The 16,385-nt window shown below is 35.4% G+C and carries 14 protein-coding genes, 1 pseudogene and 1 riboswitch; of the genes and pseudogenes, 10 read left to right on the top strand and 5 right to left on the bottom strand.

Going from position 1 to position 16,385, the window contains the following annotated elements; all coding sequences use genetic code 11:
• Positions 1–54 precede the first annotated feature (54 nt).
• From Y7E_RS0113515 to Y7E_RS0113525, 3 genes are read right to left on the bottom strand one after another with little or no spacing between them, the layout of a single operon-like run.
• Positions 55–846, bottom strand: a complete 792-nt coding sequence (locus tag Y7E_RS0113515; RefSeq protein ID WP_017151795.1) for a DUF817 domain-containing protein — start codon at positions 844–846, stop codon at positions 55–57.
• Positions 847–861: 15 nt separating this feature from the next.
• Complete coding sequence (locus Y7E_RS0113520; protein ID WP_017151796.1) at positions 862–1,086, bottom strand: helix-turn-helix domain-containing protein; 225 nt, start codon at positions 1,084–1,086, stop codon at positions 862–864.
• A 10-nt stretch (positions 1,087–1,096) separates the two neighbouring features.
• On the bottom strand, positions 1,097–1,573 hold the full coding sequence (locus Y7E_RS0113525) for a DUF2975 domain-containing protein (RefSeq protein ID WP_017151797.1): 477 nt from the start codon (positions 1,571–1,573) through the stop codon (positions 1,097–1,099).
• 490 nt (positions 1,574–2,063) lie between these two features.
• Here Y7E_RS0113525 and Y7E_RS0113530 point away from each other — a divergent pair, with 490 nt between their 5' ends.
• The 4 genes from Y7E_RS0113530 (at position 2,064) to ppsA (ending at position 7,185) form a co-directional block, all read left to right on the top strand.
• On the top strand, positions 2,064–2,729 hold the full coding sequence (locus tag Y7E_RS0113530; protein WP_017151798.1) for an HAD family hydrolase: 666 nt from the start codon (positions 2,064–2,066) through the stop codon (positions 2,727–2,729).
• A 200-nt stretch (positions 2,730–2,929) separates the two neighbouring features.
• Complete coding sequence (locus tag Y7E_RS34385; protein WP_026049205.1) at positions 2,930–3,403, top strand: hypothetical protein; 474 nt, start codon at positions 2,930–2,932, stop codon at positions 3,401–3,403.
• A complete protein-coding gene (locus tag Y7E_RS34390; RefSeq protein WP_026049206.1) occupies positions 3,378–3,737 on the top strand; it encodes a DMT family transporter in 360 nt (119 codons plus the stop codon). Before Y7E_RS34385 ends, Y7E_RS34390 begins: the two co-directional genes overlap by 26 nt.
• Positions 3,738–4,569: 832 nt before the next feature.
• Positions 4,570–7,185 carry a phosphoenolpyruvate synthase gene (ppsA, locus tag Y7E_RS0113545; RefSeq protein ID WP_017151799.1) on the top strand — a complete coding sequence of 872 codons (2,616 nt, stop codon included), beginning with the start codon at positions 4,570–4,572 and terminating at the stop codon, positions 7,183–7,185.
• Between the two features lie 104 nt (positions 7,186–7,289).
• On the opposite strand, the pseudogene Y7E_RS31715 reads toward ppsA, so the two are convergent.
• Positions 7,290–7,613, bottom strand: a pseudogene (locus tag Y7E_RS31715) (sigma factor regulator N-terminal domain-containing protein); the annotation flags it as partial.
• A 428-nt stretch (positions 7,614–8,041) separates the two neighbouring features.
• Here Y7E_RS31715 and Y7E_RS0113550 point away from each other — a divergent pair.
• From Y7E_RS0113550 to cuyA, 5 genes are all read left to right on the top strand, one after another.
• Positions 8,042–9,106, top strand: a complete 1,065-nt coding sequence (locus Y7E_RS0113550; RefSeq protein ID WP_017151800.1) for an ABC transporter permease — start codon at positions 8,042–8,044, stop codon at positions 9,104–9,106.
• Positions 9,106–9,777, top strand: coding sequence for an ABC transporter ATP-binding protein (locus Y7E_RS0113555; RefSeq protein ID WP_017151801.1), 672 nt, complete (start codon positions 9,106–9,108; stop codon positions 9,775–9,777). Before Y7E_RS0113550 ends, Y7E_RS0113555 begins: the two co-directional genes overlap by 1 nt.
• Before the next feature lie 129 nt (positions 9,778–9,906).
• Entirely contained in the window at positions 9,907–10,254 is a 348-nt protein-coding gene (locus Y7E_RS0113560) for a DUF4260 domain-containing protein (RefSeq protein ID WP_017151802.1), read from the top strand.
• A gap of 347 nt (positions 10,255–10,601) precedes the next feature.
• Positions 10,602–11,840: a DUF4073 domain-containing protein gene (locus Y7E_RS0113565; protein ID WP_017151803.1), complete on the top strand. Its 1,239-nt coding sequence runs from the start codon at positions 10,602–10,604 to the stop codon at positions 11,838–11,840.
• Between the two features lie 339 nt (positions 11,841–12,179).
• The gene (gene cuyA / locus Y7E_RS0113570) at positions 12,180–13,175 is read left to right on the top strand and encodes a D-cysteate sulfo-lyase (RefSeq protein ID WP_017151804.1); all 996 of its coding nucleotides are present in this window, start codon (positions 12,180–12,182) and stop codon (positions 13,173–13,175) included.
• Between the two features lie 112 nt (positions 13,176–13,287).
• Here the strand turns inward: cuyA and Y7E_RS0113575 are convergent, their stop codons facing one another.
• Positions 13,288–13,680, bottom strand: coding sequence for a VOC family protein (locus Y7E_RS0113575; RefSeq protein ID WP_017151805.1), 393 nt, complete (start codon positions 13,678–13,680; stop codon positions 13,288–13,290).
• 114 nt (positions 13,681–13,794) lie between these two features.
• Between Y7E_RS0113575 and Y7E_RS0113580 the strand changes: the two genes are divergently transcribed.
• A complete protein-coding gene (locus Y7E_RS0113580) occupies positions 13,795–16,104 on the top strand; it encodes an AAA domain-containing protein (RefSeq protein WP_026049207.1) in 2,310 nt (769 codons plus the stop codon).
• Positions 16,105–16,190: 86 nt separating this feature from the next.
• A riboswitch (SAM riboswitch) is annotated at positions 16,191–16,295 on the top strand.
• The last annotated feature ends 90 nt before the right edge of the window (positions 16,296–16,385 follow it).

The raw sequence follows: 16,385 nt of genomic DNA on the forward strand, positions 1-16,385 counted from the left end.
TTGTACGCTAAAAAGTACTAAGGATCCAACCTTTTTTAAGAGGGTTCTTAACAGTTATAAAAATTGACTAGTATCTACCTCGGTGGGATTTTTCTCCTTAACCTGTTTTAACGTCGCTACTATAAGGAAGCTAACAATCACTAATAAAAGCCATGAACTCACCTTTCCTAGATGAACGAGATTCCATGCATCGATTTGGTTTGGATATTTCCAAGCTCCAAAGAACGTTGCGATATTTTCAGCGATCCATATAAAAAATCCGATGAGCACAAAAGAAAGTGCGAGTGGCATACGATAACGAGTTCCATCAACTTCGTATGTGACCCATGATTGCCAAAAGACGATAATTACAAGTCCAGATAACCACCAACGAACGTCAATCCAATAATGGTGGGTGAAAAAGTTCAAATAAATCGCAGTTGCAAGAGGGATAACTACTAAAAACGGTGGCCACCTAACTAGTTCAACTTTCAACCTCCTCCACGCTTGGCAAAGATAACTCGCTACACTGGCGTACATGAATCCGCTATATAAAGGCACTCCAAAAATTTTGAAATATCCTTCCTCTGGATAAGACCAGGAGCCCATATGTACCTTAAAAAGTTCAAGAGCAAGTCCAATAAGATGGAACAATGTAATAACCTTTAGTTCATCACGTGTTTCAAGTCCAGAACGAACCATCCACCACTGCATCAGAAGACAGATGATGAGCAACCAGTCATACCGTGATAGAAAGGGAAACGGCATGATTTGTGTAAAAGCCAAAGAGGCAAAAATAACGACAGGAAACAAACACGATAGGGCCTGCTCAAAGCCGAAACGAACGAGTTGTTTTAGTGCTCTCATGATTTGCGCCTCACTTTATGAATCTTGGTTGTCTTCGTCATTTCTGTATTCTAAAATGTCTCCAGGTTGGCAGTCCAATGCTTTGCAAATTGCCTCTAAAGTGGAAAATCTAATTGCTTTTGCCTTTCCATTTTTCAATATAGAAAGGTTAGCCATTGTTATTCCAACCCTCTCTGAAAGTTCTGTTACGCTCATTTTCCTTTTAGCCAACATCACATCAATATTGATTATTATTGCCATGTTAATCACCTCAGACCGTTAAGTCATTTTCTGATTTTATATCAATCGCTTCTTTTAACAGTTTTTGAAGAACAGCAGCAAAGACTACAATCACCATTGAAGCAAAAATAACAATCAATCCGATTAATATGATACCTGGGGCGTCGTCTATCTCCGCCATGAGATAAAAGAGTGGCATGCCTACCACATACAAGATACTGATTGTGATTGCACAGTATTTTATATTTTTTAAAGCTCTTACAGATAATTCCGAGAAAGCTTTGTTCTTGTCAATGTAGCTTAGAAGTAGGAACACTTGATACAACGCAACGAAAAACGGTATCACTGATACATACATAATGATTAAAATGGGATATAGTATATGGGCATAATCTGGATTTACTGGATTATTAGCTAACCAAGGTAAGCCAAATACACATAAAGCAAGAATCGGAATTCCAATAAGAATAACAGCGATCTTTAAAAAGATCGTTGACACTCGTTTCATAAAAAGCACCTCACTTATTTATTGTCAATTTGAATTTAACACATTATTTATCGTTTAACAATAAATTTTTATTTATTATAATGATATTTTTATTACTAAACAAGCGTTAGTTTTAGACGGAGATAAAAAGCATTTCTCATTACAAAGAAATGCTTTATAGAACTTAAAACTATTCAATTTATAAATTGTTCAACTAACCTGATCCCGGTAGTGAAAAAAATCGAGATTCTTCTTTAGTAAAATAGGATATTTTAGTTCATCTTTTTTACAAAACGATACGACTTTTTTATTTTTTAAAGAACTTTATTATTCGTAATAGCATATTCAATAATAGATTGATAATAACCATTGTCATTGTTTGAATTATGGTGTTAATTTGATTGTTAAATGCTGTGTTATTTCTGAACTATTTTGAAAAGAGGAAAAGTCCATTGTGATTTTATGTTAAACTTTAGAAGTTATTCAGCAATGATAAAAAGGGGAGAGAGAAATGTTACAATCACTGATTTTTGATATGGATGGAACTTTATTTCAAACAGAAAAAATTTTAGAAGTATCACTTGATGATACTTTTAACCATTTACGTTCACTAAATTTATGGGATACAGTAACCCCTATTGATAAATACCGTGAAATTATGGGTGTACCTTTACCAAAAGTTTGGGAAGTTTTGTTACCTAATCATTCCAATGAGGTAAGAGAGCAAACGGATGCTTATTTTCTGGAAAGATTAGTTGAAAATATAAGGAGTGGAAAAGGTGCTTTATACCCTAATGTAAAGAAAATTTTCAATTATTTAAAAGAAAATAATTGTTCCATTTACATAGCGAGTAATGGTTTAACGGAATATTTGCAAGCAATTGTGAGTTATTATAACTTGGATCATTGGGTTACTGAAACATGTAGTATTGAGCAAATACAAACGCTCGATAAAGGAGATTTAGTTAAAACAATTATACAAAAATATGATATAAAAAAGGCAGCAGTAGTTGGAGATCGCCTGTCCGATATAAATGCAGCTAAAGATAATGGTTTGATTGCAATTGGATGTAATTTTGACTTTGCACAAGAAGATGAACTCGCTCAGGCTGATTTGGTAATAAATGAATTAATGGAGTTGAAAACGATATTGTCTGAAATGAAAATAGTTTACTAAACTAACGGGTGTTTTAACTGAATAAGCGAAATCATAAATCAACGCTCAGAATGATATTTTCTGAGCGTTTTTGTTTACTATTAGGTATGCGATTTATAATGTGAATGATCTTGGTATTAGAAATGTTTTTTAGTTTTTCTCCACAGGAAGTCATATAAAAGTGTGGAATAAACACATATGTAAAGAATGGAGTGATCAAAATGTTAAAAGAAAGTGCGCAAATTGTACAAAATAAATTAATAGAATTAGGTTTAAAAAATAAAGTAGTAGAATTGCCAGAGAGTACACGTACTGCACAAGAGGCAGCAGACGCAATTGGCTGTGAAGTAGCTCAAATTGCAAAATCAATTATTTTTAAATTGAAAAGTTCTGATGAATTTTTTACAGTCATTCTCACATATCTATTTTTGAAAGAGGAACCGTTACGGATTAATTTTTTCATTGGATTTGTTGTTGCAATTACTGGTATTTACTTCATCAGCTTTAATGGAACTTCAAATTTCCACCTAAACCCATTGGGGGATTTGTTAGCAGTAACAGCTACTCTAGTTTGGGCTACTTATTCTGTATTAACTAGAAAAATCAGTAGTTATGGATATAATACGATCCAAACGACAAGAAGAGTGTTTTTTTTATGGGATTTTACTAATGATTCCTGCTCTATTCTTGTTTGACTTTCAACTGGAACTGGAACGTTTTGCAAATCCCGTTTCCTTATTCAATATATTATTCTTGGGCCTTGGCGCTTCTGCTCTTTGCTTTATTACATGGAACTATGCCGTTAAAGCGTTAGGGACCGTTAAAACAAGCGTCTATATTTACGTGGTCCCTGTCATTACGGTACTTACTTCTATGATTGTTTTACACGAACAAATGACATATCTGGTTGTGTTGGGGACAATTCTTACATTAGCTGGACTGTTTATTTCAGAAAGCAAAATTAAGTTGAAGAAAAAAGAGAAATTTACAAATGGATATACAAAATTAAAAATGCATAGTGGTGATTGATTCTGCATCTCTTCTTTGCTTGATTGCTAATACGTCGGCTGTGTTGGCTTTAACATCAAGGGAGAAAATGGAGGGAATTATTATTGGATTAGCTGAGAAATGTTTAAAACTAGGTTACAACGATACATCATTTTCTATTAGGTGTTTTTTGTGTTGTTGCTTTTAAATAAAGTCACGGTGTTTATAAAAAAGACGCGATGTTTTGAATAAAGTTGCGACGTTTGGCCCATTTGGATCTGTTTATCTAAAGGGGCGTTTTTATAGTGAAAAGAAGATCTGAACTGAAAGGCGGATTAAGGAACTGTTGAGTAGCAATAAAGTTACTCCACTAAAGGGCGCTTTAATGGGGTAACGAAAAAAGCCCCCTTTCTTAATATTAATACTAAGAAAGGGGGCTTTTTAATATGGGAATTTCTTAACGTTGTAAATTCGTATTTTCCTGACGCTACACTAAATGATTGGATATTTGGATATCATTTAGTGTAGCGTCATTTGTCTTGTGAAATGGTTTTTTCTTCCTTTAAATTTTGTAACATTATAATCCATCATAGCAGTGGTTGCGTAAATTCATTGATAAAAAAGAAAACCTGTGGTAAATTTATATAGTTATACACTGTTAAAGGGTTTATCTACAAATTATCCCTATTTTAATTATACATCATAAAATCCTTTTCAGTCAACCACTATTTTTATTTTTTTAAAGGAGGGTTTGATATGAACATGGAACTTCGCCAGGAGCAGGAACGAGTGGACAGCGTAATTGGTTGAGCAGATGAACAATTTTTGAAATATGATTCGTCTTGGTATTGAGCGATAAATGGGAGGGAAAGAAATGAAACCATATGTACTAGAGTTTCGGGAGATCGATAAAACGCAACTTTTGCTCGCCGGAGGAAAAGGGGCGAATTTAGGGGAACTATCGAAGATTCATGGAATACAAGTGCCAGAAGGATTTTGTGTTACGACAGAAGCTTATCAAAAAGCCCTCGAACAAAACGAAGCCTTCTACGCATTGTTGGATCAACTAACATTGCTAAAAGTAGAGGATCGAGATCAAATTGGTGAAATCAGCAGGAAGATTCGGAAAATCATTATGGAAGTAGAGATTCCTTCCGATGTAGTGAAGGCTGTTGCTCACTATCTCTCCCAGTTTGGTGATGAACATGCTTATGCAGTACGTTCTAGTGCGACTGCTGAAGATTTACCACATGCCTCTTTTGCTGGTCAACAAGACACCTATTTAAATATCATCGGTAAAGAAGCGATCATGCAGCATATCAGCAAATGTTGGGCTTCCCTATTTACGGATCGCGCGGTAATCTACCGTATGCAAAATGGATTTGACCACAGTCAAGTTTATTTATCCGTTATCGTTCAAAGGATGGTTTTCCCACAGGCTTCAGGGATTTTATTTACCGCTGATCCGATTACTTCTAACCGAAAGCTGCTATCAATCGATGCCAGTTTTGGACTTGGAGAAGCACTGGTCTCTGGCTTGGTATCTGCCGATTGTTATAAAGTACAGGAAGAGGAAATCGTCGATAAGATGATAGCAACCAAAAAATTGGCTATCTATGGACTAAAAGAAGGCGGAACAGAGACCCAGCAGATCGATCCCGATCAGCAAAAGACTCAAACACTTACTGAACAACAAATTTTACAACTAGCACGCACAGGAAGACAGATCGAAACTTATTTTGGTTGTCCACAAGATATCGAATGGTGTTTGGTTGATGATACATTTTATATTGTCCAGAGTCGACCAATTACTACTTTGTATCCCATTCCTGAAGCAAATGATCAGGAGAATCACGTGTATGTATCTGTTGGTCACCAACAAATGATGACCGATCCCCTGAAACCACTGGGATTGTCTTTTTTCCTGTTAACGACTAATGCACCCATGCGTAAAGCTGGTGGAAGGTTGTTTGTTGATGTCACACATATGCTGGCTTCACCTGACAGCAGAAAAATGTTATTAGATGGCATGGGACAACACGATCCGCTCATGAAAGACGCACTTATGACCATAATAGAGCGAGGAGATTTCATAAAATCTTTACCAAATGATAAGCAAGAACAGAGTTCTGGTAAAAGCAATAAAAGTGTGTCGTCTACGGATTCTAGGGCACAAATCGAAAACGACCCGACAATCGTTTCTGATTTGATTAAGAGTAGTCAAACATCGATAGAAGAGTTAAAACAAAACATCCAAACGAAATTAGGATCGGATTTATTTGATTTTATTCTGGAAGATATCCAGATATTAAAGAAGATTTTATTTGACCCACAAAGTTCAGCTGTGTTTATGGCTGCTATGGATGCTTCAACATGGATCAATGAAAAAATGAACAAGTGGTTAGGTGAAAAAAACGTAGCAGATACGCTTTCTCAATCTGTACCAAACAATATTACTTCGGAAATGGGTCTGGCGCTATTGGATGTCGCAGATGTGATTCGTCCTTATCCAGAAGTAATTGCTTATTTACAACATGTAAAAGATGATAACTTTTTGGATGAACTGGTTAAGTTTGATGGTGGACAGGAAACCCAAGACGCTATCTATGATTATCTCAGCAAATACGGAATGCGATGTACCGGAGAAATCGATATTACTAAAACTCGTTGGAGCGAAAAACCAACTACACTTGTCCCCGTGATTCTTAGTAATATCAAAAACTTTGAGCCTAATGCTAGCAATCGGAAATTTGAGCAAGGGCGACAGGAAGCTTTGAAAAAAGAACAAGAGTTATTAGATCGATTGAAGCAATTACCGGATGGTGAACAAAAAGCCAAAGAAACAAAACGAATGATCGACCTAATCCGGAATTTCATCGGTTATCGGGAATATCCAAAATACGGCATGATTAATCGCTACTTCGTTTATAAGCAGGCTTTACTGAAAGAAGCCGAACAACTCGTACAAGCCAACATTATTCATGAAACAGAAGATATATATTATCTCACTTTTGAAGAACTTCACGAAGTCGTACGCACAAACAAACTAGATTACCAGACCATCAGCAAACGAAAAGACGAGTACAAATTATATGAAAAACTAACTCCACCACGTGTTATCACGTCTGACGGTGAAATCATTGTAGGTGAATACAAACGGGAACATCTCCCATCTAATGCTATTGCAGGTCTACCTGTTTCTTCCGGTGTTATCGAAGGAAGAGCACGTGTCATCTTAAATATGGAAAATGCGAATTTAGAAGAGGGAGATATATTGGTTACCGCCTTTACCGACCCTAGCTGGACACCGCTGTTTGTATCTATCAAAGGCTTGGTTACGGAAGTAGGTGGTTTGATGACCCATGGTTCTGTCATTGCCCGAGAATACGGTCTTCCAGCAGTTGTAGGTGTGGAGAATGCTACGAAGCTGATCAAGGATGGACAAAGAATCAGGGTGAATGGAGCAGAAGGGTATATAGAAATACTATAATTCATTACATTTAAATCATGAAAAAAGAGCATTCGAATTAGGAGAATCATTGACATCATGGTGCTTTGCGGTCTATGGTAAGAACCCTGTCACTAGGACATATAAGGGGGCAGTAACTGAAGATTGATATTAATACGAAGCCAATCATACGAACTTGTGAGTGTGCTCCATCTTACTAAATAACCATTAATATTTTTAGAACGATTTGTCACAATGTTGCCACCAAACACGGAAGTATTACTCGTCACTTGAGAATCGATTTGAATATTAGGTTCGGCAATTTCATTATGTAAAAAGAGCCTTTCGTGAAGTTTTGTAGAACTTTTCGCTGCAAAATAATTGCTAGTTTTATAAAGGATAGGTAATAGAATAAGTACAACAATTATTGAAGTAATGACGATTTTTAATAATTGTTTTCGTTTAGCTTTTTATAATGGCTTTCTTAATACATTATAGAACTTCAATTGATAGATGTGTCTAATTCAAAACTCGAAAAGGGGTACGGAAACGTCTATAACATAACTGATTATTCATCTTCACCAACCGAGCTTTTACGAGCACATTATCTCCCGCCTAACTTTTGTGTTTTTAGTAAATTTTGAGGTGGAGGATTACGGCTCATTAAATAAAAATAGTATAAAAAAATTACAGAGAGTGAGTGTTTATAAGGCTGTTTGTCCATTTTTACACTCCTCTTTAAAATAGAGCTGAAAAACAATAAACAGAATAATTTTTAATATTTTTTGAAGATTATTCTATTTGTTTGGCATGTTTTTCTGTAATCTTTTGTTCATATTCCGTTCATATTTCTTTTTTAAGATTAGTGCATAGAAAGAAATAGGAAGGAGCGAGCGAAATGTTTTTAGCTCTGCGTGAATTAAAACAATCAAAATTAAGATATGGATTGATCGGACTCATCATGATTTTATTATCATTTTTAGTCCTTGTGATTTCTGGATTAGCAAATGGCTTATCGTATGACAATGCTTCATCAATTCAAAATATGGATGCAACAAAATTTGTATTAGCAAATGATGCGGAAAATAAGTTACTCCGTTCACAAATTAAGAAAGAAGATGTGGATGATGTAGTAGGGCAAGTAGATGCAAAAGATGCTGTACCATTTCATGTGAAAGTTTCCACGTATGAAAAGAAGGATAGTTCGAAAAAGGTTGATATTGCAATTTTTGCGAGTGAACGCGACACGTTCTTGGAACCAAAGATTGTGAAAGGAAACGCATTAGGAACAGCACAAGATGAAATGGTTGCTGATGAATCGATTAAAGAAAAAGGCATAGATATTGGAGATACAATTATTGATCCCGTTTCTAAAAAAGAATTCAAAATCGTTGGCTTTACGAAAGATCAAATGTTTAGTCACACGCCTGTTGTGTATGTGAATCAAGATGTATGGGGGGAAATTACACAGCCAAATCAAAAGGATTACAGCGCAATTGCACTTCGTACTGATAAAGAGGTAAAAAATGCACATGTGATAGAGAAAAAAGAAGTTCTTCAAAGTATTCCAGGTTATAAAGAGGAACAAGGAACATTAACGATGATCATTGCATTCTTGCTTGTCATTGCTGCCTTATTAATCGGTGTGTTCTTCTATGTCATTACACTACAAAAAACACAACAATTAGGTGTACTAAAAGCAATTGGAACAAAAAATTCGTATTTAGCAAATAGTTTAGTTGTGCAAGCATTATTCTTATCTGTTGTCGCGATGGGGATAAGTATCGTATTGGTAGAAGGATTGCAAAGAATTTTACCAGAAAGTATGCCATTCTTATTAACAACAGCAATGATTGGTCAATATGTAGGAATCTTTATTGTTATTAGTATACTAGGAACGCTTATTTCCTTATATCAAGTATTAAAAGTTGATGCATTAGAAGCAATTGGAGGTGGCATGTAATGACTTCATTATTAAAATTAGAGGAAGTAAGTAAAGTATATGGAGAAGGGAATACAGAAGTAACTGCCCTTCATCCGATTTCACTTGATGTGAAAGCAGGAGAGTTTATCGGAATTGTTGGTCCCTCTGGATCAGGGAAAAGTACTTTGTTATCGATTGCTGGTGCGTTATTATCACCATCAAAAGGAAACATTTATATTCGTGAGCAAAACATCACGCATTTATCAGAAAAGGAAATGACAGATATTCGTTTAAGAAAGATTGGGTTCATTTTTCAGTTTGCAAATCTCGTTCCATATTTAAATGTAAAAGAACAATTGCTCTACATTGCAAAATTAAAGAAAGAAGACCGAAAAGAATCTGAAAAGCGTGCAGATCATTTGCTAGCTGCATTTGGACTATCTCAGAGAAGAAATCATTACCCAAATCAATTATCTGGGGGAGAAAGACAAAGGGTTGCAATTGCCCGTGCTTTCATGAATAATCCAGATTTAATATTAGCGGATGAACCAACAGCAAGCCTTGATTCAAAACGCGGACGCGAAGTTGTCGAAATGATGAAACGAGAAGTGAAAGAAAGTCAAAAAGCAGCGATTATGATTACGCACGATGAGAGAATGCTTGATGTATGTGATCGTATCTTAACATTACGTGATGGAAAGTTATTATAGGTAGTATAAGAAAAAGCGCAGGATGGATTCCTGTGCTTTTTTGTGTATTATAATTCGTTTAGTGTGGTTTTGAATTTAAATGTTATAATAGTATTATTATTCTGTTATTTGTAGAAGGGAGGGTGAAAGATGGAGAAAAAAATCATACATATGGAAGGGCTTATTGTTTTAGTAGCTACTATTTATATTTATGCATTATATGAGTTTAGCTGGTTGATGTTTCTCTTATTGCTTTTAGTACCTGATGTTTCAATGCTAGCATATCTTATTAATAATCGTATTGGAGCACAAGTTTATAACCTGTTTCATACCTACATAGTATCAATATTCCTTATTTTGATAGGCGTATTTCTAAAATCAGATGCTACCCTTATGATCGGTTTAATTTGGACTGCTCATATCGGGATGGATCGTCTGTTAGGATATGGTCTTAAATATCAAACGAGTTTTAAAGATACTCATATTCAAAAGTTATAAGATACAGTAGGAATAAACGTTTATAATACATATGAATCTTTTTATGGATAAACAAATTCTTTGTTAATCCCACAAAGCCAAGAGGTTTTTATCATTTTTAAAAGTAAACAAAACGAATCTCTCCTCGTATTTTTACAAAGAATTAATATTTGTGTATGAAACAAGTGTAATATTACGGATTTATTGTTGTGTGATTCAGGTAAAAAACAACCTTTCTTAAAGAATATTTAAAACCGAATTTAACTGTTTTTTACAATCTCTCTTTATACTATGAGTGGGACAAGCACCTGAGAATGAAACAACACGTGTCGATTGGATTATCTATCATATTATTAGGGGGAGAACACGTGAAAAAGACAGTTTTATCATTAGCAGCTATTACAACACTATTGCCGACCTTTTCAATAAATGTTGAAGCAGCGGAACAGGAGAGAGTGAGAAAGCCAGCTACCATGTTTAATGTAGTTAGTGATATTCAAGGGGATTTAGGGGATTTTGATCATGTATTAAAGGATATGAATAAAGTAACACCTCATTATCGGGCTTTAATTATGAATGGGGATATTACAGGAACAGGATTTCAGTATCAGTATGATGATGTGAAACGTGTATTGAATAGAAATAAACTCCCGGAAAATGTGTGGTCAACCGTAGGAAACCATGAGTTTTATGCTCCGAAATGGAACGCGGATGGTCAGCTTGCTCAAAATACATGGCCAAATGGTGTGTCAGAACAATCATTATTTGACCGGTATTTACAATTTAGTGGTGAAGATAAGGTATATCATAAAAAAGAATTAGATGGATATCCTCTATTATTTCTAGGTACGGAGAAATATATGAAATACCACGATCCAAAAATGTGGGATGAGGTATATCTTAGTGATGAACAGCTCGGTTGGCTGAAACAAAATTTAGAGCAATATAGTCAAAAGGATAAAAATAAACCAATTTTTATTTTCTCTCATCACGTTCTTCCTGATACAGTATCTGGATCACGTCAATCACCTTATCTACAAGATTATTTGAATGTTGATAAGCTATACGATATTTTAAAAGATTATCCTCAAGTTGTTTTCTTTACAAGCCATACGCACTGGGATTTAAATTTACCAGACTGGGCTGGGAAAAAGAAAATTGAAGGCGGAGATAAACGAGGGTTTACCGTTGTAAACACTGGTGGTATTGAAACGGGTTGGATGTCAGCGGGACCAAATGGTGGTGAAACAGGAGCTCCCGATGGTTATTCTTTCAAGCAAGGGTTACAAGTGAAAGCATATGGTAATGATGTGATGGTAACCGCTTATGATTACAAGCGTGATAAAGCAATTAAAAAGCTATCTATTCATAATGGAAAGATTGCACAAATGGCACCGGATGTAACGGCCGACGATGCAAAGAATGTTATTATTGGTGCGACGGAGTATATGGAATATTTTATAGAGGGAACAAATGAATGGCATACATATAATCCGGCAAACCTTCCGAAATTTGAAGGGGATCAAACGGTATATGTACGCCATAAAGGGGAAATGAATTTACAGCCTGGGTTAACGCAAATTGTTCGCTTTTCGGCTGATCAATAATTTAGAAAAGTAGTATGAAAATCGTACTGTATATTTTCTAAATAAAAAGAGCTTTATTTTTTGATAAAGCTCTTTTTCATATGTTTCTAAAAGAATTCGTTAAATATTAGGTAAAAGAAATATTTTTTAATCATTAGAGTCGATTTACCGCAATGAATCCAGTATACTGAGAGATGTTTCCTGAAAATAATTCAGGCTAAAAATCCATTGGGTTTGTTTGGTTACTGAAGACTTTTCTAATGAAAAGTGTAAGAGTTATTATCAGTGAACAGATAATGTTTGATGGATATTTGAATTACCATTTTAATTGTAGATAAAGAGTAAATAAGGAGAGTTAGTATGAATTTAGCGAAATTTCCCAGAAAGAAATACACAGAATCATATACGCCAATTGAAAAATTAAATCACTTTTCTGAAGCCCTTGGAGGACCTTCTATTTATTTTAAACGAGATGATTTACTTGGTTTAACGGCTGGTGGAAATAAAACAAGAAAATTAGAGTTCCTTGTGGCGGATGCACAAGCAAAAGGAGCAGATACGTTAATTACATGCGGAGGTATTCAATCTAATCATTGTCGTTTAACGTTAGCAGCTGCTGTGAAAGAAAAAATGAAATGTATCCTTGTACTTGAAGAGGGGCTTGAAGAAGATTCTAAGCCAGATTTCAACGGTAACTACTTTTTATACCACTTACTAGGTGCTGAGAATGTAATTGTTGTGCCGAACGGGACGGACCTTATGGATGAGATGCAAAAAGTAGCGAAAGAGGTAACGGAAAAAGGACATTCACCTTATATCATTCCAGTTGGAGGATCAAACCCTACTGGTGCAATGGGATACATTGCGTGCGCTCAGGAAATCTTAGCGCAGTCCTTTAATGAAGGAATCAATTTCGATGCTGTTGTTTGTGTAAGTGGTAGTGGGGGCATGCATTCTGGTTTGATAACTGGATTTTATGGAAGTCAAAGCGGAATACCGGTAATTGGAATTAATGTAAGCCGAGGAAAAGCTGAGCAGGAAGAAAAAGTATTTCAGCTTGTAAAAGAAACTTCAGCACACGTTGGGATTCCAAATTTTATTCCTCGTGAGGCTGTTACATGTTTCGATGAGTACGTTGGACCAGGATACGCTTTACCAACACCTGAGATGGTTGAAGCTGTTCAGCTATTCGCAAAAACAGAAGGAATTTTACTTGATCCAGTATATACAGGTAAAGCGGCAGCTGGACTTATTGATTTAATCCGTAAAGATACATTTAAGAAGGAAGATAATATTTTATTTGTACACTCAGGTGGTTCACCGGCGTTATATGCGAATACATCGCTTTTTTCCTAAGGATTAATCATACAATTAGGATAAAAAAAGAAAAATGATATAGTATTAGTAGAAGTCAGCACCGGACACTATCTGGTGCTGACTTTTTGTCCTGTGAAATGGAAGTTTCACTTTATCGCTCCGTCTCAAAAAACTCTATCCACTCTCCATCAGGACCAGAGAAGAAAATATAACGTGTTCCATCAGGTAATGTTTCAATTTCCCCTGTTAATAAAAAAGTTACCTGTAACTTCTTCAGTCTCTTAATTTCATCTTCTAGTGAATCCACTTTGAAGCAAATATGATGTACTTTTCCTTCTGCAGGAAGAGAGGGATTATAGCCTTCTATTAATTCAACAATTGTTTCTTGTGATTCCTCTACACCTAAAAAAGCGAGTTTTAAGTTTGGATCTGGATGTCCCATACGTTTTATCAGTTTGAGTCCAACAACTTTTTCGTAAAATGAGATCGATGTTTCTAAGTTTGCAACCATGAGCCCAACATGTTCAATTCGTCTTACTGGCATGATGAATTCCTTCTTTCCATAAATTTCATATGCATCATAATATTGAAAATTAAGAAAATAAGCAAGATAAAAACCTTACAAATTTTATCGTGTTCTATGATATAGTGAGAAAGTATGTTTGGAGAGAAGGAAGGAGACAAAAGGATGAACACAACTTCGCAAACTCCTTCATTAACGGAAACGATGAAAGAGTGGCATCAAGCGTTAGCATATGAAATTAAACATTGGAAAACGATAGGCGGCAGCAAATTATCTATTATAAATGGCCGTTTTTTATATACAGATTATGAGAGTACGGTTTATGTATTTCAGCTTATTTCGGAAGTAAGTCTACCTGATGGAACACCAATTCGAATTGAATTTGATGGTGAGGAAGCAACAGGAGAAGTGCTATCTGTACATGGATTAGAAATCGAACTGAAATTAAATGATTATATACAAGGTGAAATAAGAGAAGCTACTTTATATAGTGAGCCATGGCAGTTATTAGAACAACTGCAAGAGCGGTTGAAAGAAATACGAAAAGATAAACAAAAGCGTCAGCGGGTAAGACGTCTTTTAGATGGAAAGAGCACACCAAAGCATATGGAAAAGATGAAAAATCCGAAGAATGAACTTGCATATCGTTCTTTTTATAATAGGGCGACATATGTTTGGGGACCACCGGGAACAGGGAAGTCTTATAATTTATCACGCATTATTTCGGCGCATTATCAAAAAGGAAAATCGGTACTTGTACTAGCTCATAGTAATGCAGCAGTGGATGTATTAATGAGTGAAGTAACAAAGCAAATAGAAAAGAAAGAAAAGTGGACACCAGGAGAAATTGTCCGGTATGGATTTAGTCAACATGAACATATACGTAATCATGAAACGTTGTTAGCTTCTAGATTAGTGGAAACGACGAATGGATCATGGGGGGAAGAAAAGCTTTATTTAGAAGAAATGCGCCAAGATCTTCGTCAAAAAATATTATCGTATAAAGCAACTTCTTCTGATAAAAAACGTATGCAAGAAATTGAAGGCGATCTTAGAAAACAAAGAGCGAAGATTAAAGAAGTAGAAAGAGAATATATTGAAAATGCACAGGTAATTGGTGCAACACTATCCAAATGTGCAATTGATTCTCTTATTTATGAACGAACATTTGATTTAATTGTTGTGGATGAAGTAAGTATGGCCTATGTACCTCAAATTGCCTTAGCGGCTTCTCTTGGAAAAAGAATTGTCGTTTGTGGTGATTTTTTACAGTTGCCACCAATTGCGATGGCAAACCATGAGCTTGTTAGAAAATGGCTAGGGGAAGATATGTTTTATCATGCCGGCATTGTCCAATCTGTAAATAGTTATGAAACACATCCAAATTTATTTATGCTGCAAGAACAAAGACGTATGCATGCGGATATATCTAAATTTACAAACTCATTTATTTATAAGAATAGAGTGTTCGATCATCCATCTGTTTCGGCAAGAAAAGACTTAGCGAAATTACAGCCGTTTGCAAACGAAGCGACAGCTCTATTTGATACAAGTTTGATGGGAGCTTATTCGTTAAAAGATGCAGCTTCTGGCTCACGTTTCAATATGATGTCAGGGTTGATTGCGATGCAAATGATTTTAATTGGATTGTTAGATGGCGTTCAATCTATTGGAGTTGTAACCCCATATCGCGCGCAGTCCCGTTTTTTATCAACGTGTATAAGAGAAATTTTGCAAAAAACAAAGTATCGAAATACACCTATTCTAGCAGCGACAGTTCATAAATTTCAAGGATCTGAACGAGACATGATGATATTTGATACAGTAGATAGTTATCCGCAAGAAAGGCCTGGCGTGCTATTCTTTGATCATAAGAATCATCGTCTTGTAAACGTTGCGGTAACGAGGGCGAGAGGGAAGTTCATTCAGTTATCAGACTGCCAGTATATGCGGAAAAATCTTTCTAGAAAACAAGCGTTATCTCACTTAACTGCTCATTTAGAAAGACACGGAAATGTATACGATCGTACAACATCGCGTCCATTGTTAGAACGAAAAATTACAAAACGCTTGAGATGGTTTATGCAAATGAATTTGGAAGAACCAAAAGGATTATTAAAAGATATTTTATCAGCAAAACAAAAAATTATTATTTCGCTTCCAAGTACAAGGCAGATAGATAAAAGAGTATGGCAGGCGTTAATGCGTACGTCAGCGCAAGTAACAATCTATAGTGATGGCCCAATTCCATTAAAAAATGTGAGAATACAAAGGCAAAATAAATCACTGCCATTTTTATTAATTGATGATGAAATCTTTTGGGCAGGAGCGCCTTTAACATCTCAAATGATGTTTGAAGGAAGTCCAGAATTCCCTTATATATGTGCAAGATTACATGCACCTGAAACGATTGGCGTTTTAAAAGGGTTTTTAGATATTCGTTAAAATCAGATCGGAATTCCTTGACATTTACTCGGAATAACACTAGAATGAAAATAATTTAATATAATTTTGTGAAAATAAAAACGATTTTCTTATCACGAGAGGTGGAGGGACTGGCCCTATGAAACCTCGGCAGCGGATTCGATACGAATACTGTGCCAATTCCAGCAAGTGAAAGACTTGAAAGATAAGAAAGAAGGCTATTTTTGAATTTGTATTTTCAAGCCTCTTTCTATCTTTTAGAAAGAGGTTTTTTTATGCGTAAATTTAAAGGAGGAATGGGG

The sequence above is a fragment of the Bacillus bingmayongensis genome (assembly GCF_000299035.1).
GTDB lineage: Bacteria > Bacillota > Bacilli > Bacillales > Bacillaceae_G > Bacillus_A > Bacillus_A bingmayongensis.

Coding starts and splice junctions, on each gene's coding strand:
- Y7E_RS0113515 (WP_017151795.1), bottom strand. CDS start 846: ATGAGAGCACTAAAACAACTCGTTCGTTTCGGCTTTGAGCAGGCCCTA.
- Y7E_RS0113520 (WP_017151796.1), bottom strand. CDS start 1,086: ATGGCAATAATAATCAATATTGATGTGATGTTGGCTAAAAGGAAAATG.
- Y7E_RS0113525 (WP_017151797.1), bottom strand. CDS start 1,573: ATGAAACGAGTGTCAACGATCTTTTTAAAGATCGCTGTTATTCTTATT.
- Y7E_RS0113530 (WP_017151798.1), top strand. CDS start 2,064: ATGTTACAATCACTGATTTTTGATATGGATGGAACTTTATTTCAAACA.
- Y7E_RS34385 (WP_026049205.1), top strand. CDS start 2,930: ATGTTAAAAGAAAGTGCGCAAATTGTACAAAATAAATTAATAGAATTA.
- Y7E_RS34390 (WP_026049206.1), top strand. CDS start 3,378: ATGATTCCTGCTCTATTCTTGTTTGACTTTCAACTGGAACTGGAACGT.
- ppsA (WP_017151799.1), top strand. CDS start 4,570: ATGAAACCATATGTACTAGAGTTTCGGGAGATCGATAAAACGCAACTT.
- Y7E_RS0113550 (WP_017151800.1), top strand. CDS start 8,042: ATGTTTTTAGCTCTGCGTGAATTAAAACAATCAAAATTAAGATATGGA.
- Y7E_RS0113555 (WP_017151801.1), top strand. CDS start 9,106: ATGACTTCATTATTAAAATTAGAGGAAGTAAGTAAAGTATATGGAGAA.
- Y7E_RS0113560 (WP_017151802.1), top strand. CDS start 9,907: ATGGAGAAAAAAATCATACATATGGAAGGGCTTATTGTTTTAGTAGCT.
- cuyA (WP_017151804.1), top strand. CDS start 12,180: ATGAATTTAGCGAAATTTCCCAGAAAGAAATACACAGAATCATATACG.
- Y7E_RS0113575 (WP_017151805.1), bottom strand. CDS start 13,680: ATGCCAGTAAGACGAATTGAACATGTTGGGCTCATGGTTGCAAACTTA.
- Y7E_RS0113580 (WP_026049207.1), top strand. CDS start 13,795: ATGTTTGGAGAGAAGGAAGGAGACAAAAGGATGAACACAACTTCGCAA.